The organism is Nocardia bovistercoris, from assembly GCF_015674855.1.
Classification (GTDB): Bacteria; Actinomycetota; Actinomycetes; order Mycobacteriales; family Mycobacteriaceae; genus Nocardia; species Nocardia bovistercoris.
Genome location: NZ_JADMLG010000024.1, coordinates 70,798 through 91,707 on the forward strand (window position 1 = coordinate 70,798; position 20,910 = coordinate 91,707).

Here is a 20,910-nt window from a genome sequence, read left to right on the forward strand (position 1 = left end):
TTCACTTTTCATCGATGTGCGCGATGAACGTACCGGGCCTTCGCTGCCGAACGCGCGCCCCGAATTACTGTGCCGACAAGGCTCGCGGGGGCGGCTTCACATGGGTGGGGGCTCGATGTCGCAGACGCCTCGGCGGCGCTCGAGGGCGGCCTGGTATTCGGGGTGATCGTCGCCGAGAGTCTCGAAATAGCGCTCCAGCGTGTCACGTTCGAGGAGGTCGGCTTCCTCCGCGCGGCCGACAGCGCGGAGATCGAGTGCCAGATTCACCGCCGATTGCAGGGTGTAGGGGTGGTCGAGGCCGCGCACTCTACGGGAACGGTCCAGGGTGTCGGCGCCGAGTTCGGCGGCGACGGCGGCGCGGTCGAGGCCCGCGAGGTCGGAGGCGAGCCCGGTCTTGGCCGCGAGAGTGTAGGGGTGGTCGGCGAACAGGCGCGAATCGAGGATGTCGACGGCCTCCCGGTCGAGGGCGATGGCGTCTCGATGGCGGTCGGCGGCGCGCAGTGCGGCGGCGTAGTTGACCGCACAGGCGGCGACGTACGGGTGGTTGGTGTATCGGTCCGAAGCGAGCCGGTACGCGGTCGCCGCATGTTCCAGGGACAGTTCGATATCACCGAGCACGCGATAGTCGTTGGCCACATTCGTGCGCGCGGCAATGCTTTCCGGGTGGTCGGCGCCGTACACGGTCACGTGGTCGGCCAGCACGTCGCGCTGGGTTCGCAGCGCGTCACGGTAGCGGCCCGCCTTGCGGTAGGACACACCGAGATTCATCCGCGCGCGCAGAATGTGCTGTTGCCGTGGGCTGCCGAGCAGTTCCCGCAGATCCGAGACCACCCGTTCCTGCAACACGACCGAGGTCGCGGCGCTGCCGAGTTCGCGGTGGTTTCGCGCGAGACTGTTCACGCAATGCAACCGCAGCACCGCGTCGTCGGCCAGCGACGGATCATTCTGGAAATGTTCGTAATTGCCGCGATCGAGCCGCATCGCATCGGTGTAGCGGCCCATGACCCGGTAGGACACGGCCAGGTTGTGCGCGGCCCGGATCGTCTCGATGCTGTTGTCGCCGAGGCGTTCGACCGCCCACCCGTAGGACTGCTCGTTGAATTCGACCGCCTCCGCCCAATCACCGGCGATGCGCAGACACGCGGCGACCAGGTCGCTGGACCAGACGTACTCCTCCGGATAACTGGCGCGCACCTGCTCGACACCTCCGCGCGCGTTCACCGCCGCGGTGCGCGCGCGCTGATGGTCACCCATCCGCCACAGCGTGTTGCCGGTGACGATCCAGATCCTGACCACGCGAATATCGGTGTCGCCCAACAGCCTCGACCACACCCGCGCCGCCCGCACGCCCAAGCCCGCGGCGGCGGTCAGCTCCCCCTGGTTCCGCAACGCCGACACGATACGACGGACGAGTTCCGGCAGGTGCGCGCACGGATCGCCGGATCGCGTGACATGCGCGCAGGACAGGACCTCGGTGTACTCGATCTGCTGCCACAACCACAGACTGCGACCCCACATATCGGGCAGTTCGGTGCGCTGCGGGGACGCGTCACACAACACCTGATGCGCGATATGCCGGTTGGACTCGGCCCGATTCCTCGGGAGGAATTCCCGGATTCCGTGCCACGGCACCGCGTGCATGCGCAGCGCCCGACCCCGGTCGGTGAGCGGGTCGGCGCAGATCTCCGCGACCGAATCGCGGGTGGCCAACTCCAGCACTTTGCGCCGCCGATGTTCGACGGCAAGTACCTCGGCCAGCTGATCGGGCAACCGCAGGCCTGGCCGCAGTGTGGATTCCGGCAGCTGGGAGGTCAGCAACGCCATCGAAACCGCCTGGCCCGGTGCGAAAGCGGCCAGCAGGCGCAGCAGTTCACCGGCCGCCCAGGCATCGGAGCCGACCGGTTCGTCGAGCAGCGGGCGCAGCGAGTCGCCGACGATGGACGCGGCCCGCCGGTAGTAGCGCGCCAACTCGTCGTCCAGCGCGCCGAACGGCGTCGGCCTGACCCGCTGCAACAGCGCTTCGTCCATGGGCACGCTGCCGCGCGCGCCCCGGTGCGCCAGCGCGTTGAGCAGGAAAGGGCCGCCGCCGACGGCCGCGCTGAACTGCCGCGCCAGCTCGTCGGAGATGTCATCGACGTGCCTGCGCAGCAGGTCGGCGCCCTCGTCGATGTCGAACATGGGGACCCGGATCGGTTTCGGCACATCCCAATCCGGCGCTCGCGAGGTCAGCAGGACATGTCCGGAACCGTCCCACGGCACCATCTCCGACAGTAGCGCCGGCTTGCGCGGCAGCGGCAGCTTCTCGAGTCCGCCGCGATGATGGTCCGGCGTCACATTGTCGTAGACGATCAGGTATCGCTTCGCGGTGCGGCGCAATTCGACGATCACGGCCTCGTGCAGGGTGTCGCGGGCAAGGACCTCCGGCAGACCGAGCGGTTCGGCCAGATGGCCGAGTTCGGTGCGCATGACCGCGCCGTTGGCGCCCGAGATCCAGGCGATCAGATCGTATTGGGAGCGAAACCGACGTGCGTAGGCCGCGGCCAGCCAGCTCTTGCCGCTGCCCGCCATGCCGGTCAGCACCGCCGCGCCCGCCCGGTCGAGTTGATCGCGGATCGCGGTGAGTTCGCGTTCGCGGCCGTAGAACCAGTCCGGTTGATGGACCGGGATGGTCCGGGTCTGGTAGGCGACGAAGATCTGCTGATTCGGGTACCTGACCCGCATCCGCCCGGCCCGACCGAGAGTTTCCGGGGCTCCCGCGAGATCGCGATACCCCAACGCGCGCAATACCTTTGCCTTCGCCTCCTCTTCGCCGGGCAGCACCCTCAGGTCGACCGCCGCGATCCGCTCGGCCGCACTCGGCACATCGGCCGTCGCGACGATCACCGCGACCGCCTCGGCCGAACAGCGCGCCCAATCCTCGGCGGTCGCGCCGAGCGCACGCATGAAATGCTCGCTGATCACGAGCAGCGTTCGGACCCCGGCCGAGGTGGGCGGCAGTCCGTCGCCCGGCTCGACGCACAGCAGCGGGACATCGAGTCCGACATCGGCGCCGACCTGCTGTAGCCACAGACCCCACACCGCGTCCTCGGCCGCGTGTGCGACGACGACCGATTCGCTCGTCGGTTGGGGCATAGCTGCCACGTGCGGTACTCCTGTCACTGTCCGGGTTGTCACTGCCTGGGTTGTCACTGTCCGCGCGGTCACTGTCTCCGCGCGGCTGTCACTGTCTCCGCGCGGCTGTCACTGCCACCGCACGGTCGTGCGGTCGCCGATATCGGTCGCGGCGGTGTGCCGCATGACGGTCACGAACCGCCGACCGGCCGGGGTCAGCCGGTCCGAGTCGAGCAGGGTCTCACATCCGAGGAGAGTCTGCCCGCGCACCGGCTCCGCGGCCGGGACCGGCGCCGAGCCGGCGTGGTCGGCGGCCCGCCGTAGGAAGCGGCTCACCGCGAGATGGGCGTAGACGCCGTGCAGTACGGCGCTGGCGGGTCTCGGGTCGGCGCGCCACGGTGATGGCAGATCGGCGGGCCGCTCCACCGCGATCAACGGCCTGATCTCCATCAGCGCACTCAACTTCGAATGCTGGAACTCGTGCAGCAGCCCGGTCGCCATGCCCACCGCGTCGTCCGGCTGGATCATGGCCGCCGCGCCGAACATGTCGACGAGGGTGGCGCTGGTGAACGGGTAGGTCTTCGCGCGGCGGGGCAATATCGCCCGGATGCCTCGGATCAACGGGGTGGCGAGTTCGGGGACGGCGGCGGCCAGCAGCGGGATCGCCTCGGCGAAAGCGCCTCGCCAGAGCTCGAACTCGGTGTCGGGCCACGGTGTCCACGCGACGCCCGCATCCGCGGACTCGGTGCCTGATGTCTTGGTGTCCCGCGTCGTGGTACCCGACGTCACGGCGCCCCGCATCGCGGCACCCGGCGTCACAGTGCCCGACGTCACGGCGTCCGGCATCACGGCGCCCGACATCACGGCGCCCGGCGTCACGCCGCCCCGCATCGCGGCGTCCGACGTCACAGTGCCCGGCATCACGGCGTCCGACGTCACAGTGCCCGGCATCACGGCGCCCGGCATCACGGCGTCCGGCATCCCGGCACCCGACATCCCGGCGTCCGACGTCACAGTGCCCAGCATCGCGGCGCCCGACGTCACGGCGTCCATCGAGTCCGTCTCCGCTGATGCCGTATCCGCTGTCTCGGTATCCGCCACCGCGTCGGACCACGCTGCCGGAGTCGCCGGGAGATCATCGAATTCGATATCGAGGACACCGCGCGCCAGCGGTGCGCGCAAACGCCGGATAGGGGTCCAGCGGTACCCGTGCGGCGCGAGCACGCCGCCCGCTGTGCCGCGTATTCGAGCGGTGTCGGTCGCAGGCCCGGTCCATGCGCCCATGCCTGGCAGTACCACCGCGCCGCCCACGCTGGGGAGCTCCAGATCGAATTCCATGCCCGCTCGCGCCGCCGCGGCGGCCGCGAACGAGGCGAGATGGGCGGTCGGCGCTTGGCGACCGATGTCCGCGTCGACGGCGCACACCGCAGCCCATGCGCCGAACCTGGGGTGCAGCAGAACTTCTCGCGCTCGCGCGGGCGCACGGCGTTGCACGGCGCTCAGGAGTTCGAAAGACCTACGCACGACTCGGCATTCGTCGTCGGCACGGGCACTGGCATCGCTGCCGCGCAGCACCGCCGCCAGGAAGGCGAGATTTCGACTGAGCCTGGTACGTCGCAGCAGCGGAAGCAGTGTCGCGGGATCGGCCAGGGCTGCCACGGCGTCGAGTTCGGCGTCGGAGACCTCGAGCACCCGACCGCGCCGGGTGTTCGCGGCACCCGGTGCACCGAACCTGTAGACGGTCTCGGTCATCCGTCGCCCCCCGTACTGTGACCGCCGAAGACCGTGCCTACCGCGGCGCGGCGGCGCAGGGCGAGGCGCACCGCGCGAGTCACATCGGGCCGGTCTTCGAGCAATTCGTCGAGCGACAGATCGGCCAAGTCGGGTAAGCCGGTGCTGGATTCCGCGTCCATCTGTCACCCCTCCCCGGACCGATCGGGCCACGGCCCGGCAGCGCCGGATTCGCCGCGGATTCGATCGCTTCCGGCTTTTTCCTTGTGACACTTGAATTTAACACAGCAAAATGGGTCGATCACCGACCGGCATCCGGTGCGAGCGAAGGGCCATCGGCTCGGAAACCGGGAGCTACCGAGGCGAGGAACTCCCCGCGCCGTCGACGGGTATCGAATCCAGCATCTGCCGTGCGGATCTCAGTGGCGCTTCGCTGTGCGCGCGCAGCACGTTCGACAGCGTCGCGGCGAAATCCGGCGGCAGGGCGCCCGCGCGAACAGCTCGAACCGCCCGCTGCACCGTAGCCGTCAGCGCGGTCGCGGCATCGTGCGCCGTGGTGTTCGCGAACCCGGCGACCGCGAGCCGGAAGTGTTCGACGGCCTCGTCGGACAGTTCGGCGTCGGCACTGTCCGACAAGGTGATGATGTCGATGTAGGCGCGCGTGATCTTGAACCCGAGGACCACGCCGCGGTCGGGATCGCCGGAGGCGCCCGCCGCCGCGAGACACACGTCGACGGCCTCCCACGCGTACAGCGGGTCACCGGTGATCTCACTGCGCTGCAACAGGGCATCGGCGAGACGTTCGGACACCTCGGCGCGCTCCGGCGCGTCAGGGGCGGTGACCGCGAGCGCCGAACGCAGCACCCGCGTGGCGTCGGTGAGGAAGTCGGCGCCGCCCGCCGATTCGTACCGGCGCAGCAGCAGCTCACCGAGCCCGGCCATCGCGGCGTCGCCCGCCTCGGTATCGGCGAGTTCGGCCTGGGCGGCCTTGCCGACGGCGATCGCCTCGTCGAGGTCACCCGGTTTGCGGGTGTCGTCCCATCTGTTCCGCAGCAGCGTCATGAATTCGGTGAGCAGATCCGCACGCTCGGGATAGCCCATCGGCACCGTCTCCAACGCGCGGCGACAGGCACTGAGCGCGGCATCGGCGCCACCCGCCCGGATCGCCTCGGTGGCGGCGTCGACGACGGCCAGATAGTGCGCCTTGTCATCGGCGCTCGGCGGATCCGGCGGCGGATCGGGGAAATTCGGGGCGATGCGCCGCAGGATCTCCGGTGAGAGATAGGCGAACGGCGACCCGCCCGAGCTCGGCTGCGAAACCACCGCGCGGAACACCCGGCCCGGCACGTCGTAGCGCTGGGTGACGAATCGCGAGACCGCGGTGAGCACCTGGGCCGCGTCGCTGCGCGGAATCGCTTCGCGCAGGATCTTCGCGACGTCGGGACGGAACGCGAATACCCGGCTGTCCTCGGGGATGCTGTACGGCGGTGCGGAATCGTCGCCCGCGTCCTCGATCAACCCGCCCGCGAGCACCTCGGCGAGCACACTGCGTTTGCTGCCCGGCAGCACCGCCTGCTGCACCAGTCGCATGATCGGCGGCAACAGCGGCACCTGGGCCAGGCACGCCGCCAAGCGGAACGCGTCGGGAGAGGACGCCGAACGGAAACGCCGGACCCGCTCGAGCGCGCCGTGGCCGAGTTCCTCGCGTTGCCGCACGGCAAGGGGTCTGGGTTCGTGAGTCGGGTCGGGGCGGCGCAGCAGCGGATAGCCCGCCGATCGCCGGTCACCGGAGAGCAATTGAGCCCACGGACGAATCCAGCCCGTCGTCAGTTCCAGCACCGGAATGGGCACCGTGCCTGTGTCGTCCGGCGCGGTCAGGCGCAACGGCGACGGGCGATCGGGCACCACGGCGGTGAGCCTGCCGTGACCCCAGGTCAACCCGGTCCGCTGCCACAGGTTGCTGGGCAGCGGCTGGGCGATCGCGACCGGGGAATTCGCGGCCAGCCGCGCCAATTCCCTGGTGGCCGCGCCGGATACCCACGCGTCGCCGAGACAGGCGCTGAACACCATGACAACGCGGCGTCCCGTCGGATCCGACAGCACCGACAGCGAGCTGTCCGGGGTCCCCATCGGATGCGTCGCCAGTCTCGGTGCGCCCGCGTCGTCGTCGAGGTACCACACCGTGACCTGCCGGAAGCCGACCGCGTTCACAAGGGCGTGCACCGACTCGGCGAGTCCGCTCCACGCGGCCATCGACGGATGCCGGTCGAAGACCAGCGCGGCCTCGCGCTGCCGGACCGGATTCGCCTTCGTGACCGGCCAGGCGATCGCGGTACGCGCGGTGCGTTCCACCGTCGCGTCCTCGTCGAACACCTGCTCGTGCGGATCCGGCACCCGGCGGGCCAGCGGGCGCAACTCGCCGAGCACACTCGCCTCCGAATCCAGCGGCGAAGGGGTGGGCACGTCGACGTCGAGCCGGTACGGCCAGTGCGCGGTGTGTGCGGCGGGCGCCGTCAGCGCCGAGTCGCGAGGCAGCAGATGTCCGCCGACGATGCCGGGGTCCGACAGCGCCCGGTTCGACGGTACGTCGACGTCGACCTGCGTCGAATCGTGGTGAGGCGCGTCCGAATCCGCCCGGTGGGTGATGTGGTTGGCCAGCCAGAGCGCCTCGGCGACGGTGCTGCCGTCGACGTCGAGGCCGTGCAACGCGTCGAGGAGATCCGAGAGGCTCGCCATCTCAGCGTCCCTTCGCCGTCTCCGCGTGCCTTGCCATCTCAGCATGCCTCGCCATCGCCGCGGGTGTCGCCATTTCAGCGTGCCTCGCCATTTCAGCCTCCGGTGTCCATGGGCTGCATCAGCCGCTCGGCCAGGCTCTTTCGGTCCGCGCCGTCCACGCGGGTGGCTTGGGTGAGCACGTGGAGGGCGATCAACAGCCGATCTGTCGGCAACGACCCCAATTCACTTCGCCTGCGCACGAACTCATCGATTATATCGCGGTACTCCTCGACGGCGGTATCACCGAGATGCGCGGCGACCACCCGTTCCAGTTGTCCGCGTTCGGGTTTGCTGAGCCGCAGATGTAGGCAGCGACGCAGGAAGGCGGCCGGGAATTCGCGTTCGCCGTTGCTGGTCATGATGATCACCGGGAACGCGTTGCACTGCACGAACCCCTCACGGATGGCGACCCTTTCGCGGCCCTCGTGGGTGAAGACCTCGACCTCGGGACTGTGCGCCCTGATGCGGCGCAATTCGTCGACCGGGTATTCACCGTTCTCGAAGACGTGCAGCAGGTCGTTGGGCAGATCGATATCGGCCTTGTCGATCTCGTCGATGAGCAGCACGCGCGGCCTGCGATAGGGCAGCAGCGCGGTGCCGAGCGGGCCGAGGGTGATGTAGTCGGCCAAACCGGACTCGCCGTCGGTGCGCAGGCCCGGCACCTGCGACTCCTCGAAGCGGCGCAGGGCGTCGTACTGGTAGAGGCCGTCGCGCAGGACGCTGCGGCTTGTGATCGGCCAGTGCAGTACCGGACCCAGGTTCAGTTCCCTGGTGATCAGATAGGCCAGCGACGATTTGCCGAGCCCGGGCGCACCGCTCACCAGCAGTGGTCGCCTGCACAGCAGTGCGGCGTTGATGACGTCGAGGTCGTCGGGCCGCAGCTGGTGCGCGCCGATCCCGTTGCGGCCCAGTTTGCGGTCGAGTTGGGCGGCCTGATCCGGCTGCGGACGCGGCGGCGACACGAATGGGCCGCCGGTGAAGGTGCGGGCGACCATGGGGGGCGGCACGGAATCCCAACCGTCCGGGCGCGGCTCCCCCGACCCGTGGAATACGTGCCACGTCGGCGCCGTCATATCAACTCCCTCGTAGCGCCGGGCCCCGCGAGAGGCGGCGGACGTCGTCGACTCTCCCCGGGTCTGTCGATGATGCACACGATCTTGCGCCAGAACTCGTCCCGATCCACGGACCGGGTGTGATCTCGCTGTTCGCGCCAGATCGCAGTGTACCAATCCAGCGGCGAGCTTTCGCCGATACGAGTCGCCACGTGCCTTCGGAACAGCGTGCCGTCGCAGGCCGCGCCGCCGGGATGTTCCGGGCACGACGCGACCCGCCAGAGGCTGACCGGCAGCGCGTTCGTTCGCGACGCCGCGAGGACGTGCTCGGTCGGCGGTTCCGAGACGCCGAGACCGTCCGGCGGATCGTCATCGGCGAACAGCACCTGCAACTCACGCAGCGCGCGGCCGCGCGGGTCGTCGCAGCCGAGCCAGACCATGCGGTCGGAATCGTGACGCCGCAGGCGATTCCAGCGCAGATCGAGTTCGGCGAGTTGCTCGCTGTTCTTCTCCCAGGTGGCACTGCGCCGCAACCGCATCATGAACTTGCTGAACGGCCGCTCGTCGGCGCGACGCCATTCGTAGAGTGGATCGTCGGTCAGGTGGTCGTCGGGCAGCGCGACCACGATCTCGACGGCATCCAACGGCTTGTCGATGGTGGTCAGCTCGATGTCGATGGCCCGCTTCAATTCCCGCTTCGCCTGGTCGTAAGTGGGGAATCGACCGGTGGGCGGAAGCGTGATGATCTCCTGCTCCCCCGTCCTTCGCGCCAGTTCGTAGCGGTGCGGCAACGGGGCGTGCTCGTCGATCCGAGGCCCTTCCTCCGGCACGATGATGCCGAAAAGTGTAGTTACTTCGGCGGATTCGGCGCGTGGCACGGCGAAGCGGCGCTCGAACTCCGGGAGGTCGCGCGGCGGGATGAGTTTCTTGGGGATCTCCCGCAAGCCCCGCGCGACGTGCGGCGACTCGGGCAGGTAGTTCGGTGCGAGCGCGCAGAAACGCGCGAGGTGCAAAGGGGGATCCTGACTTTCGGTCCCGATGTACTCCACCAGGTCGCGCAGGGTGACCAACCGGCCCGAATCGGGCGCGAACGAGTCGCGGAACAGTTCACCCACCAGCGCCGCGGGCACGCGGCGGTCGGCGGCCGCGGAGATCGCGGCCAGCCACCCTTGCAGTTCCACCACCCACCGACGGACCGGCGCCTCCGCCCCGACCAGGCGATCCGTCCACGCCGCCTCGTCGCGGTGCCTGGCGTCGTGCGCGGTGACGATCTCCTCGTAGAGTCCGCGATCGCAGCGCCGCAGGCCGTCGAGCAGGTAGGCGACGGCGCCGCCCTGCGGGGATTGCAGGTTCTCGCTCGCCTTGAGGAAGCCGACGACGCCGCCGTGGCGCACCGACCACACCGGCCCGCCGGACATGCCCTGGATCACCGACCGATCGCCGTCGACGGTGAAGAATCGCTCGTGCTTGTCGCGGAAGCGGTAGTTGCGATACAGCTCGACGACTCGCTCGACATAGCTCGCGTTCAGCGCGCAGACGAGCAGTTCGTCACCGGGGGTCAGCACCGGTTCCGACATCAGGACACACGGCGCCGCGACGCGGTCGGGCTCGTCGAGGCGCAGCACCGCAAGATCGTCGAAACCCCAACGCCCGCCACCCGGCGGGGCGGCGGAAGCGGCGACCACCTCGCAGCCGCGGTCCGCACCGTCGCCGAAGGCCAGCCGTAGCCGCGCCGCGCCGTCGGCGACATGCGCCGCCGTCACCGCGTAGTTCGGTGCGATGCGGAAAGCGGTGCCGATCCGCTCGGCGCCGTCGCGGTCGTGCGAGACCGCGGCGACCGCGTCCTTCAGCAGATCATCGATACCCTCGTGGCCGGGCACGGTGCGCCCCCGCCTACGACGCGGCGGGTGCGGCGTCCGGCTCCCCGTGCATATCCCATTCCAGGTTCACCTTGAGCGACGCCTTCATGCCACCGGAGGCGAGCACCGCGACGACCCGACCGGAGTCCAGCGACAGCTCCACACCGAATTCGACCGAGACGGCATCCGGTTTCAGCCCATCGACCGCGCCGTGCACCGCCGAGGCGACGCTGCGGATCGTCGGCCCGAGGGTGTCGAGCCGGAAACGATCACGCAGGCCGACGTCGACGCCGGTGGGACCGGTCTCCTCGGCGTCCACCCTGGCGTGGATGACCGTGCCGTCCGGCATCTCAACGCGTTCGATTCGAGTCATGCCACCCCCAGCTCACAATTGGTCGAACCAGCGAAATCCCCTGAAGCAGTCGCACTCTAACACCGAAAGCCGCTGCGTGGCCATCGTTCCGCAACACCTCACCGTCGCCGAGCGCGACCGGATCGGGCGCACCCGGCATCATCGCCCTCTTGATCAGCGGCGGATTTCCCCCGACAGGGCACGCGCGGGCGGATCGAGTGTGACGGACTCCGCACCGGGTGGACTCGCTCGGGTGCGTCCGGCGAACCGGTTCATCACCGGCACGTCGACCCAGTGGTAGAGGGCGGCCGCCGCCACGGTCGACAGCACCAGGGCGAGCAGGGCGAACCCGATCCAGCCCAGGAAGCCGAATTGTCCGCCGCCGATCAGGAATCGGGTGATGAGCACCATCACCGGGAACTGGATCAGGTAGAAGGCGTAGGAGATATTGCCGAACCACACCATGCGCGGATGCGCGTTGAGCCCGGAAATGCCTTGTAGGTCACGGGCCGCGAGGGTGGCCACCAATGCCGCCATGGGAGCGATCAGCAGCGCGGACATCTTGAAATCGACCGGCACCACCCAGGTCGCGGCGTAGGCGACGATCAGAGCGAGCAGCGGCGGCGCGAGACGGGTGTTGCGCCATTGCTTTTCGAGGACGAGGCGGGCGGTGAGCACGCCGAGGTAGAACTCGGGCAGCCGGGACAGCGGGAAGGTGTAGCCGAGCCAATACGACGGCGACACCGGGATATCCGGCTGCGCGAACCACGCCTGGGAGGCGTGCAATTCGTAATGCGGTGAGCTGTCGCCGGGTACCAGCCGCGGCGCGAAGGCGTTCGCGATGCCTTTGGGGCCGGGCACCCACAGGTAGAACGCGGCGTGCACAGCCAACACGAACAGCACAAGCAGCGTGGCCGCCAGCAGCAGCCGCCGCGTCGGGACGCGCCGCACCAGCGGAAGCAGCAACGGAAAGCTCAGGTAGAAAAGCATTTCCGAGACCAGCGACCAGGACGGCACGTTGAGTCCGCCGACCGTACTCCATTTCGGCACCCACGCGTGCACCAGCAGCACATTCGGCAGCCACACCACCAGCCGGTGCAGCGGCACGCCCGCGGCGACCACGAATACGGCCGCCGCCACCAGATGGGTCGGGTAAATCTTCAGCACCCGCCGCCGATAGAACAGCCCCACCGGCATTCCCGGACGGAACGACCAGTAGATGATGAAACCCGACAGCACGAAGAAGAACGTGACCCCGGCGGCCCCGAGTTGCATCGGCATCCACTGGTGCAAACGCCGGAAGAGCTCCGACTTCTGGAACGGGTACACCGGCAGGAATACCAAGGCATGCAGGACGAATACCGCGAACGCCGCCCACCAGCGCGTGCCGGTGAGCGAGGGCAGCGCGGGACGCGGCGGGTCGGTGGCGGGTGCGGTGGTCGCGACCACCGGTGCGGGCAGCACCTCCGGCGAGTGGGTCATCGAAGGTACCTGTCGTACAGAGCGTTCGCGAGCACCGCGTCGCCGCGCGAGGACGGGTGCAGCGGCAGCCCGATGATGTCGGTGTGCGGATCGAAGACGCCGTTGATCCACGGTTCGGCCGAGCACAGTCCGTGCCCGACGGTCAGCGCGCGGGCGTCGAAGAATTCCACCCCGAGTATTGCGGCGGCCGCGCGCTGGGCGGCGTCCATGCGGTCGAAGTACTCGACGATGGCGCGTCCGCGCGGCTGGATGTAGGGCGCGACGCCGAGGATGCTGACGCAGGCCGTCTCCTGTCCGGCGGGCAGGACCTCCGGGTATCCGAGAATCACTACGTGCGCCGCGGGCGCGTAGTACCGGATGTAGGTCACCGCGGCGCGGACCCGGTCGGCGTACGCGGGACCGGTCACCCCGTACAGGTCGGGGATGCGGCCCTGTTCCACCGCGTCGAGGCCGCAGCCGCGGATCAGGTCGAAGACGCACTGCTGGAGCGCGTACCAGAGGGTCTGGTCGGATTCGCCCCAGTGGTCGTCGAGACCGAGTTGCAGGGTCACCAGCCTGGTCGCCGAACCGAACGCGCCGTCGCTCTTGGCTTGGAGCACCTGCATGGCGAGGGTGTATCCGGGGCCGCTGTCGATGGTCGCGCCCGAACAGGACGGGTCGGCGATCTGCTCTGACCCGTTCGGCCCGAGCAGGCGGCCGAGTTGCGCGGGCCACGCCGTGCCGCCGCGCACGCACACGTCGCCGAGGGTCAGCGGATCCCAGCCGTTCGCGGTGAACGAGTCGCCGAGGACGACGACCTGTTTGCCCTCGGGCTCCGAATCCGCCTGCGCCGCCGTGGTTCCCAGGGCGGACGCGGTGATCGCGACGGCGGCCGCGCATAACGCGCGCAGCCACGTGCCGACACCGTAGGTTGCCGATCGCATGACATCTACCCGCCGCTCAGTATCCCGCGCGCGGTTCGAAGCCGGGGGCCTCGAGTGTCGGCGGCGCGGGTTTGGGCTGCGGGGCGGGCTGGGGCGCCGGTTGCGGGGCGACCGGACGCGGGGCGGGCGCTTCGGCCACGGGGGCGGGCGGCTCCGGCGCGGGCGTTTCCGGCTCGACCGGTGCGGGCGCGGTACTGCTCACCGGCGCGGGCGCCGCACTGTTCACCGGCGCGGGCAGTGTGACAGGCGCCGTTGTGGTCGGGGCGGGTGCGACGGCGCTACTGCCCGAGCCCTGCTCCTTGTCCGTGTCGTTGTCGCCACAGGCCGCGACGCCGAGTAGGCACCCCGCGGCGAGCAGTGCGCCCGCCGTCCTGACGACGACACCCGAAGTGCGAATCTTCATGGGACTCCTCGCATCACAGTCTGAAATGTCAGTACTTCACTTTTGGGCAAGCGTACAAGTCCTCCGGTCCGAGGGGAACGCGATCCGCCCGATTCCGAACGGCGCCCGCATCGTCGGCACCGTACCAAGATCCCCGTAACGCCAGTTGGGAAACTATGTTCTTCAGTGGAGAGATGATTATTCTCGAATGTAGCGAAAGGCGCCAGTGTTGACCGTCCTCAATCATGAGCAGATCGAAACCCCGCCGATCGTCGTCGCCGAGGTCGACGGCATCCCGGTCTCCGCGCGCCTGGCCACCGTCCCCGAACCGCGCGCGACCTTGGTCGCACTGCACGGCGGCTGGACGAGCAGCGCCTACTTCGACTGCCCCGGCCACCCGGAACTGTCACTACTGCGCCACGGCGCGGCAGCGGGCTTCACCGTATTGGCGATCGACCGGCCCGGATTCGGCAGCTCCGCCCCGCACATCGACCGGTTGCGCGACCCGGTGCGCCGCGCCGAGGTGACCTTGGCCGCGATCGAAGCGCACCTCGACGCGCTGCCGCGCGGCGTCGGCACCTTCCTGGCCGCCCACTCGGCGGGCTGCTACCTCGCGATCCAGATGGCCGCGGGCGCACACGGCGCGGACCTGCTCGGGCTCGAACTCGGCGGCTTCGGCTTCGACCCGACCCCGGAGGCGACCGAACGATTCGGGGCGACCGGCATCGCGGAACTACTCTGGCAACCCGCAGGCCACTACCCGCCCGATATCGTCGGCGGCTCGGCCCTCGGCGCCGTCGACCCGCGCTACGACGCCGACCTCGGTGCCCGCTGGCGCGATATCACCTTCCCCGAGCTGGCCGCCGAGATCCGCGTCCCGATCCGCCTGACCCTCGGCAAACAGGAGGCGATCTGGGCGCACGAGGTCGACGACCTCGAACGCCTCGCATCCCGGTTCACCGCCGCCACCCGCACCGTGGTCAACATCCAGCCGCACAGCGGGCACAACCTCAGCGTCGGAAAGTCCGCTGCGGCATATCACTTCGCGCTGCTGTCCTTCGTCGAGGAGTGTGCGCTGGCCCGAGAGATGGGCGAGATCGACTGTTACGAAACACAAGTCGACGGAGGACCGGGCCGCCCGCGCGGATAAGCCACCCGCGCGACCGAAATAGACCGTGTCAGTGGCGATGTCGCGAGGTGACGGCGGGATCGGGCAGCGTCCGCCTGCCGATGTCGACGGCGTTGTCGGCGAAGCGCTCGTAGTAGCGGCCGAGCAGCGCGATATCGACGGCGGCGGCGATTTCGTGTCCGCGTTCGGAGTCGACGATGGCGGCGAGGAGTTGTTCGTGGAGGTTGTCGATGGTGTCGTCCTGGGTGTCGAGGGCGACCGCCGCGTCGGAATCGCGGGATAGCAGGACCTCGGCCGCGCTGGTGGCGATCGCGATGGTGGCGGCGCCGAGACGCTCGACCAGCGGCCGCACCGTCTCCGGGACCACGGCGGCGGGGTGGCGACGGCGGGCGAGTTCGGCGACGTGGGTGGCCAGCGCACCCATCCTGCGCAGGTTCGCCAGCACCTGGAGCGCGCCGCCGATCTCGCGCAGTTCGGCGGCGACCGGAAAGCGCAGCGACAGCAACCGCAGGATCTCGTGTTCGCATTCGCCGCTCATCGCTTCGATGTCACGGCCGATATCGATGGCGCGTTCGGCGTGTTCGAGGTCGGCGCGCAGCAGTGCGAGGGTCGCGGTGGCGATGGCGGTGCGGTCGCGCAGGCAGATGGTGTGCAGCAGCGTGGCCAATTGGGCCACGTCGCGGCTGTGCGGGCGGCGTAGGCTGCGCACCCCGGGATCGCCCGCGTCGAGGTGTTTGGGGACGTCGGGGTGGATGTGGTCACGCCAGGATTCGGTGATCGGCCAGCCGCCGTCGATGAGCCGGTCCCTGACCCGGGCCAGGTCGGTTTCGCTCGGCAGTTCGTGGGTGATGGTCGTGATCGCCACCGCGGTGTCGACGCGATTGCCCGGCAGCACCCCGCCCGCGGTCAGTTCGGCGACCACGTGCTCGACCTCGGCGGGGGTCAGTCGCCTGCCGAGCACGGCCAGCAGCGGCAGATAGTCCCGCTCGGGGACGCCCGCGGGATATCCGGCGCGCAACCAGGCGACGATGCGCCCCGCCAACCACGACAGCGCGATCATGAGCGCGGTGATCCTGTCGGACCCGGCGCGCTCTGCCGTGCTGCGATCACCTCAGCCATACCTACCAGGGTAAGCCGAGATCGCCCGTGTGGCCTTCCCAGCGGAGCGTGTCCGGCGATGCGGCGTCCACATCATCGCTGCGCGAGCGCATTTCGGTCGCCCGCGATCCGGACATACCGGTAAGCGCTACCACGGCGCCTCGGTATCACGGCGACCGTCCCGCAATCGCCGCCGGATCCGAAAACGGCTGTCGCCGATGGGATCCGGCACCCGCTCCGCGGCATTCGGTACGAGCGGGAGGTATCCGTCCGCCCACCGGATCAAATCATGATGCGCTGCGCGGGACGGGGTTCGATCCCCATCGTGGTCAACGCGGTGGCGTGATAGGTGAGGCCGGGCGTGTGGATCGCGTGCTGCAGGCCGGTGTGGGCATCGCGCCAGAAGCGCTGGATGGGGTTGTCGCGACGCACGGCGTTGCCGCCGGACCGCGCGAAGATGGCGTCGACGGCCCCGACGGCGCGCCACGCGGATCGGATCTGGTTGCGCCTGGTCACGGCGCGGTCGGCGAAGGTGATGGGGGTGCCGACGTCGGCAAGGTCGTAGAGACGGCTGATGCCGTCGAGCAGTTGCGCGCGGGAAGCGGCGATCTCGGCGGCGGCCTCCGAGATCGCGGACATGGTGTAGGGGTCGTCGATGATGCGGGTGCCCGTCATGGGCGTGCGTTCCCGCTGGTAGGCCAGGTGCACGGCGAGTGCGCCCTCGGCGATGCCGATGACGGCGGCGGTGATGCCGAGGGGGAACATCGACCAGAACGGCAAACGGTAGACGGTCTCGTCGCGGCCGACCTGCGCCGCCCGTCCGCCGTCGGCCATGGCCGCGGCGTCGACGGTGCGATAGTCGGGCACGAACGCGTCCTCGACGATGATGTCCTTGCTTCCGGTGCCGCACAGGCCGATGACATCCCAGGTGTCCTCGACGACGACGTAGTCGCGGCGCGGCAGCACGACGTGCAGGGTGCCCCTCGGGTCGGCGGGCGCGCCGTCCGCGTCACCGAGGACGGCCCCGAGGAATATCCAGTCGCAGTGGTCGGTGCCCGAGGAGAAGTTCCAGCGGCCACGCAGTCGGTAGCCGCCGTCGACGGGCGTCGCGATGCCCTGCGGGGCGTACGGCGAGGCGATCCAGGTCTCCGGGTTCTCGCCCCACACCTCCTGTTGCAGGCGCGGGTCCATCAGCGCCATCTCCCACGGGTGCACCCCGCCGACCCCGCACACCCAGCCCGCCGACCCGCAATTGCTCGCCACCACCATCACGGTTTCGGCGAAGTCGCGTGGGTGCGCGGCGGCGCCGCCGAATTCGGCGGGCTGCAGCATCCGCATCACGCCCGCCTGCCGGATCAGCGCGACGCTCTCGTCGGACAGTCGCCCGAGCGCCTCGCTGTCGGGCGCCGTGGCGGCGATCTGCTCGCTCAGCGCTTCCACCTGTTCCAGCGCTTTCCGTGTCATGTGCCCAACCTCTCGAGACGGCCGCTGCCGATGCGGCGGCACCCGAAACTAGAATTAATTCTAGTTTCGCGAATGTCAAGAGGTCATGCGACCCGCGATGCCCGGAAAACTACCCGCGCACCACTGTCAGCGCGCGTGCCCGGCCAGAATCAGCGACGCGGCCAGACGCAGTTCCCGCGCGGCGCGATCCGGGGACATCCGCCTGCTCAGGCTCGACGTCAGCACGCCCCACCAGGTGTAGACCAACAGGATCACCGGATCCTGGTCGGCCGGACCCGGATCGCCCACACCGAGGGTGTCCAGGATCGCCCGCGTGAGCGCCGACTCCGACTCCAGCCACAACTCCTGCGGCGGCGGCTCGCTCATATAGGCGTCGGCCGTGGCGCGCAGCATCGCCGAACACAGCCGAGGGCTGCGCAGCAGCGCGACATTCAACGCGGCCAGATTCCGCCCGACACACTCGACGGGATCATCGGCGCCGGGCGACTCCCACCGCTGCGCCGTGAACGCGCCGATCTCCTCCTGGAACAGCGTCGCGAACACCTCGGTCTTGGACGGGAAATACCGGTAGAGCGTCCCGAGCGCCACGCCCGCCCGCGCCGCCAGATCCGCCATCTGCACCCGCTCGAACTCCGCCTCGGCCCCCAACTCGGCCGCGGCCCGCAGGATCGCGCCGCGCCGCGCCACCTGACGAGCCGACGCCGGAGCCGCCGCGGTCCTCGGCTGCGCGATCCGCCCCATGGTCCCGACCTCCGTCACTTCCGGAATTCCGACGATAGCGCCTGCCCGGCCGGGCAACCCACCGCGCATCGAACGGGGAAGGCTCCGCATCACCTCGGATGCGGAGCCTTCCCCGGCCCGATCTACTTCTGTTCGAAGCGGGTGTCCACGAAGTCGGCGAACTCGATCTTGCCCGGGATCGCGCCCGCCTTGGTGAAGGCGTCGGCGATCTCCTGCTCGGAGGCGACCACCTTGTCGTCGAGCGGGATCGGCTGCTTGATCGAGCGGGTCCAGGTGATGCGGGAGGCGTCGACCGGGATCGAGGTGAGTTCGGCGTACTTCGTCGACCACAGGTCGAGGTTGTCCGATGACCACTTGGTGGCGGCGGCGTAGCGGGTGAAGAAGTCGCGGATCGCGGCCGACTTCCCGGCGTCGCCGACCGCCTTCGACGAGGCGACCCAGAAGTTGTAGCCGTTGGCGGCCTGGTCGGCGGTCGCGATCACCTTCGCGCCGACCTCGTTCTCCGCGATCGCCGTGTACGGATCCCACACCGCCCACGCCTCGACATCTCCCCTGGTCAGCGCCGCGTAACCGTCGGCGGGCGCGAGATAGACCGGTTCCACGTCCCCGAGGCCGAGACCCGCCTTCTGCAACTGCAACAGCAGGTTCGCGTTGGCGGAACTGCCCTTGGTGACCGCGACCTTCTTGCCCTTCAGCTCGGCCACCGCGCGGACCTGGGAATTCTTGCCGACCAGGATCGCGTCGCCCTTGCCGGTGGCCGAGAGCGCGCCGACGATCTCGATATCGGCCTTCGCCGCCGCCCCGAAGATCACCGGGGTATTGCCGACCTGCGCCAGGTCGATGCCGCCCGCGCCCGCCGCCTCGATCAGCGGCGGCCCCGCGGTGAAGGTGGAGAACTCGATCTTGTACGGCAGATTCTCCAACTGCCCGGACGCCTTCAACAGCACCTCGATCGAAATCGCCTTCTGATCACCGACTTTCAAGGTGACCGTGGACAGGTCGACCGGACCGTCGGCGGTGGGCTCGGAGTCGCCGCCGCACGCCGCGGTGGCGAGCACGGCCACGGCGGCCACGACGGCGCACGCGAGTCTGGATATCGAGAGTCGTTTCACGAGAACTGCTTTCCTGCGTCGAACTGGAAGAAAATCAGGGGCGGACGCCGAGCAGCGCCAGCAGGCGGCTGATGTACCCGGCGGCCTCGGGAGCCGAATGCGAACGGGGGCGCGGAAGTTCGATGCGCACCTGCTCGGCGATCCGGCCGCCGTCGAGCACGAGCACCCGGTCGGCGAGGGTCACCGCCTCGGTCACGTCGTGGGTCACCAGCAGCACGCCGAACCCGTGTTCGGCGTGCAGGCCGAGCAGCAGATCGTGCATGGACAGCCGGGTGAGCGCGTCGAGGGCGCCGAACGGTTCGTCGAGCAGCAGCAGCTTCGGACGCGCCACCAGCGCCCTGGCCAACGCCACCCGCTGCGCCTCGCCGCCGGACAGGGTCAGCGGCCACGCGTCGGCGCGCTCGCGCAGACCCACCTGATCCAGCAGCGACCTGGCGAACTCCTCGTCCCGGCGGCGGCTGCGCGGACGCGGACGGCCGAGCGCCACATTGCGCACCACAGGCAGCCACGGAATCAGGCGCGCCTCCTGGAAGACGAACGTGGGCTGGGCATCCACCGTCACCGAGCCGCGATCGGCGGTATCGAGCCCGCCGATGACGCGCAGGAGCGTCGACTTCCCCGAACCGCTGCGGCCGACCAGCGCGACGATCTCGCCCGCCGCGATATCGAGGTCGATGCCGTCGAGGACGCTATTCGGGCCGAAACTCTTGGCCAGACCCGCGATCCGGGCGGCCTCGCCCGCGCGCACCGGTTCGGCGCTCACATTCTCGGTGATCGTCATCGGCTGCTCCTCCGGTCGACGGCGGTGCGCCAGCGCAGGGCGCGGAGTTCGAGCGCGCGCACGATCGCGTCGGTGATCAAACCGAGCAGGCTGTAGATCAGCAGACCGAAGATGACGATGTCGGTGCGCAGGAATTCGCGGGCATTGTTGACCACGAACCCGAGACCGGCGCTCGCGTTGATCTGCTCGGCGACCACGAGCGACAGCCAGGCGATGCCGAGACTCTGCCGGACACCCACCAGGATCTGCGGCAGCGCACCGGGCACGATCAGCAGCCGAAGCCGTTCGGCCAGGCCGAGTCCCAGGGTGCGGCCGAGTTCGAGCAGCTTCGGGTCGAGCTGGCGGATGCCCGCGTAGGTGTTCAGGTAGAGCGGGAAGAAGACGCCGAGCGCGATCAGGTAGATCTTGGGTTCCTCGCCGATGCCGAACCAGATGATGAACAGCGGGATCAGACCGAACAGCGGAATGGTGCGGATCATCTGCAGCGGCGGGTCGAGCGCGTACTCGCCGACCTTGCCGAGCGCGGCGACGGTCGCGAGGATCAGCGCGAGCCCGGCGCCGAGCAGGAACCCGAACAGCGCGCGCTGCCCGGAGATGACGAGCGCGTCACCGAGTTGGCCGGAACGGTAGATCTCCAGTCCGGCGTCGAGCACGACCGAAGGCGCGGGAAGTTTCTTCGCCGACACCAAGCCGTTCGTACTGGCGACCTGCCAGATCAGCAGCAGCGCAAGCGGAGCGAGCGCGCGCAGCAGCCACGGGCGACGGTACAGCGGGACCCGTCGCCCGACGGTTGCCGTGTCCCTCACTTCGAGCATCCGTGCAGGATGCGGAAATTCCGGCGATCACACCAGGTTTGCACTCACCGTGAATCGAACGCCGCCGGTCCCGATCGGTTCTCGGCCTGACCGCATCGCACGA

At 69.3% G+C, this 20,910-nt stretch carries 17 protein-coding genes; 1 reads left to right on the plus strand and 16 read right to left on the minus strand.

Translation table 11 applies throughout. The annotated features are described in order from the left end of the window. Positions 1-96: 96 nt before the first annotated feature. From fxsT to IT779_RS34750, 10 genes are all read right to left on the minus strand, one after another. Positions 97-3,132 carry an FxSxx-COOH system tetratricopeptide repeat protein gene (gene fxsT, locus IT779_RS34705; protein ID WP_232542384.1) on the minus strand — a complete coding sequence of 1,012 codons (3,036 nt, stop codon included), beginning with the start codon at positions 3,130-3,132 and terminating at the stop codon, positions 97-99. Positions 3,133-3,240: 108 nt separating this feature from the next. After that, positions 3,241-4,863, minus strand: coding sequence for an aKG-HExxH-type peptide beta-hydroxylase (locus tag IT779_RS34710; protein WP_196153714.1), 1,623 nt, complete (start codon positions 4,861-4,863; stop codon positions 3,241-3,243). Next, entirely contained in the window at positions 4,860-5,024 is a 165-nt protein-coding gene (locus IT779_RS34715) for a hypothetical protein (RefSeq protein WP_196153715.1), read from the minus strand. Before IT779_RS34715 ends, IT779_RS34710 begins: the two co-directional genes overlap by 4 nt. Before the next feature lie 172 nt (positions 5,025-5,196). Continuing rightward, entirely contained in the window at positions 5,197-7,578 is a 2,382-nt protein-coding gene (locus tag IT779_RS34720; RefSeq protein ID WP_196153716.1) for an SAV_2336 N-terminal domain-related protein, read from the minus strand. A gap of 92 nt (positions 7,579-7,670) precedes the next feature. Further along, entirely contained in the window at positions 7,671-8,690 is a 1,020-nt protein-coding gene (locus tag IT779_RS34725) for an AAA family ATPase (RefSeq protein ID WP_196153717.1), read from the minus strand. After that, positions 8,687-10,549: a trypsin-like peptidase domain-containing protein gene (locus IT779_RS34730; RefSeq protein WP_196153718.1), complete on the minus strand. Its 1,863-nt coding sequence runs from the start codon at positions 10,547-10,549 to the stop codon at positions 8,687-8,689. Before IT779_RS34730 ends, IT779_RS34725 begins: the two co-directional genes overlap by 4 nt. Positions 10,550-10,562: 13 nt before the next feature. Further along, a complete protein-coding gene (locus IT779_RS34735; protein ID WP_196153719.1) occupies positions 10,563-10,901 on the minus strand; it encodes a CU044_2847 family protein in 339 nt (112 codons plus the stop codon). A gap of 153 nt (positions 10,902-11,054) precedes the next feature. Further along, positions 11,055-12,362 carry an acyltransferase family protein gene (locus IT779_RS34740; protein ID WP_196153720.1) on the minus strand — a complete coding sequence of 436 codons (1,308 nt, stop codon included), beginning with the start codon at positions 12,360-12,362 and terminating at the stop codon, positions 11,055-11,057. Then, complete coding sequence (locus IT779_RS34745) at positions 12,359-13,285, minus strand: SGNH/GDSL hydrolase family protein (protein WP_196153721.1); 927 nt, start codon at positions 13,283-13,285, stop codon at positions 12,359-12,361. Before IT779_RS34745 ends, IT779_RS34740 begins: the two co-directional genes overlap by 4 nt. Before the next feature lie 16 nt (positions 13,286-13,301). Continuing rightward, positions 13,302-13,688, minus strand: a complete 387-nt coding sequence (locus IT779_RS34750; protein ID WP_196153722.1) for a hypothetical protein — start codon at positions 13,686-13,688, stop codon at positions 13,302-13,304. A 208-nt stretch (positions 13,689-13,896) separates the two neighbouring features. Between IT779_RS34750 and IT779_RS34755 the strand changes: the two genes are divergently transcribed. Continuing rightward, positions 13,897-14,817 (plus strand): alpha/beta hydrolase, encoded by a 921-nt coding sequence (locus IT779_RS34755; protein WP_198429264.1) that lies wholly within the window; start codon positions 13,897-13,899, stop codon positions 14,815-14,817. Between the two features lie 28 nt (positions 14,818-14,845). Here IT779_RS34755 and IT779_RS34760 read toward each other — a convergent pair whose 3' ends face one another. The 6 genes from IT779_RS34760 to IT779_RS34785 all read right to left on the minus strand — a co-directional run bounded on the left by IT779_RS34760 (position 14,846) and on the right by IT779_RS34785 (position 20,807). After that, positions 14,846-15,856 (minus strand): DUF3349 domain-containing protein, encoded by a 1,011-nt coding sequence (locus tag IT779_RS34760; protein ID WP_196153723.1) that lies wholly within the window; start codon positions 15,854-15,856, stop codon positions 14,846-14,848. Between the two features lie 320 nt (positions 15,857-16,176). Continuing rightward, a complete protein-coding gene (locus tag IT779_RS34765; RefSeq protein WP_196153724.1) occupies positions 16,177-17,358 on the minus strand; it encodes an acyl-CoA dehydrogenase family protein in 1,182 nt (393 codons plus the stop codon). A gap of 126 nt (positions 17,359-17,484) precedes the next feature. Further along, the gene (locus tag IT779_RS34770) at positions 17,485-18,117 is read right to left on the minus strand and encodes a TetR family transcriptional regulator (protein WP_196153725.1); all 633 of its coding nucleotides are present in this window, start codon (positions 18,115-18,117) and stop codon (positions 17,485-17,487) included. Between the two features lie 104 nt (positions 18,118-18,221). Next, complete coding sequence (locus IT779_RS34775) at positions 18,222-19,211, minus strand: ABC transporter substrate-binding protein (RefSeq protein ID WP_196153726.1); 990 nt, start codon at positions 19,209-19,211, stop codon at positions 18,222-18,224. A 34-nt stretch (positions 19,212-19,245) separates the two neighbouring features. Next, complete coding sequence (locus IT779_RS34780) at positions 19,246-19,992, minus strand: ABC transporter ATP-binding protein (protein ID WP_196153727.1); 747 nt, start codon at positions 19,990-19,992, stop codon at positions 19,246-19,248. Beyond that, positions 19,989-20,807, minus strand: a complete 819-nt coding sequence (locus IT779_RS34785; protein ID WP_196153728.1) for an ABC transporter permease — start codon at positions 20,805-20,807, stop codon at positions 19,989-19,991. Before IT779_RS34785 ends, IT779_RS34780 begins: the two co-directional genes overlap by 4 nt. Positions 20,808-20,910: the final 103 nt, after the last annotated feature.

Bases quoted from the DNA above. Each gene is read 5' to 3' on its own strand.
- fxsT (WP_232542384.1), bottom strand. From the start codon at position 3,132: ATGCCCCAACCGACGAGCGAATCGGTCGTCGTCGCACACGCGGCCGAG.
- IT779_RS34710 (WP_196153714.1), bottom strand. From the start codon at position 4,863: ATGACCGAGACCGTCTACAGGTTCGGTGCACCGGGTGCCGCGAACACC.
- IT779_RS34715 (WP_196153715.1), bottom strand. From the start codon at position 5,024: ATGGACGCGGAATCCAGCACCGGCTTACCCGACTTGGCCGATCTGTCG.
- IT779_RS34720 (WP_196153716.1), bottom strand. From the start codon at position 7,578: ATGGCGAGCCTCTCGGATCTCCTCGACGCGTTGCACGGCCTCGACGTC.
- IT779_RS34725 (WP_196153717.1), bottom strand. From the start codon at position 8,690: ATGACGGCGCCGACGTGGCACGTATTCCACGGGTCGGGGGAGCCGCGC.
- IT779_RS34735 (WP_196153719.1), bottom strand. From the start codon at position 10,901: ATGACTCGAATCGAACGCGTTGAGATGCCGGACGGCACGGTCATCCAC.
- IT779_RS34740 (WP_196153720.1), bottom strand. From the start codon at position 12,362: ATGACCCACTCGCCGGAGGTGCTGCCCGCACCGGTGGTCGCGACCACC.
- IT779_RS34745 (WP_196153721.1), bottom strand. From the start codon at position 13,285: ATGCGATCGGCAACCTACGGTGTCGGCACGTGGCTGCGCGCGTTATGC.
- IT779_RS34750 (WP_196153722.1), bottom strand. From the start codon at position 13,688: ATGAAGATTCGCACTTCGGGTGTCGTCGTCAGGACGGCGGGCGCACTG.
- IT779_RS34760 (WP_196153723.1), bottom strand. From the start codon at position 15,856: ATGATCGCGCTGTCGTGGTTGGCGGGGCGCATCGTCGCCTGGTTGCGC.
- IT779_RS34765 (WP_196153724.1), bottom strand. From the start codon at position 17,358: ATGACACGGAAAGCGCTGGAACAGGTGGAAGCGCTGAGCGAGCAGATC.
- IT779_RS34780 (WP_196153727.1), bottom strand. From the start codon at position 19,992: ATGACGATCACCGAGAATGTGAGCGCCGAACCGGTGCGCGCGGGCGAG.
- IT779_RS34785 (WP_196153728.1), bottom strand. From the start codon at position 20,807: ATGCTCGAAGTGAGGGACACGGCAACCGTCGGGCGACGGGTCCCGCTG.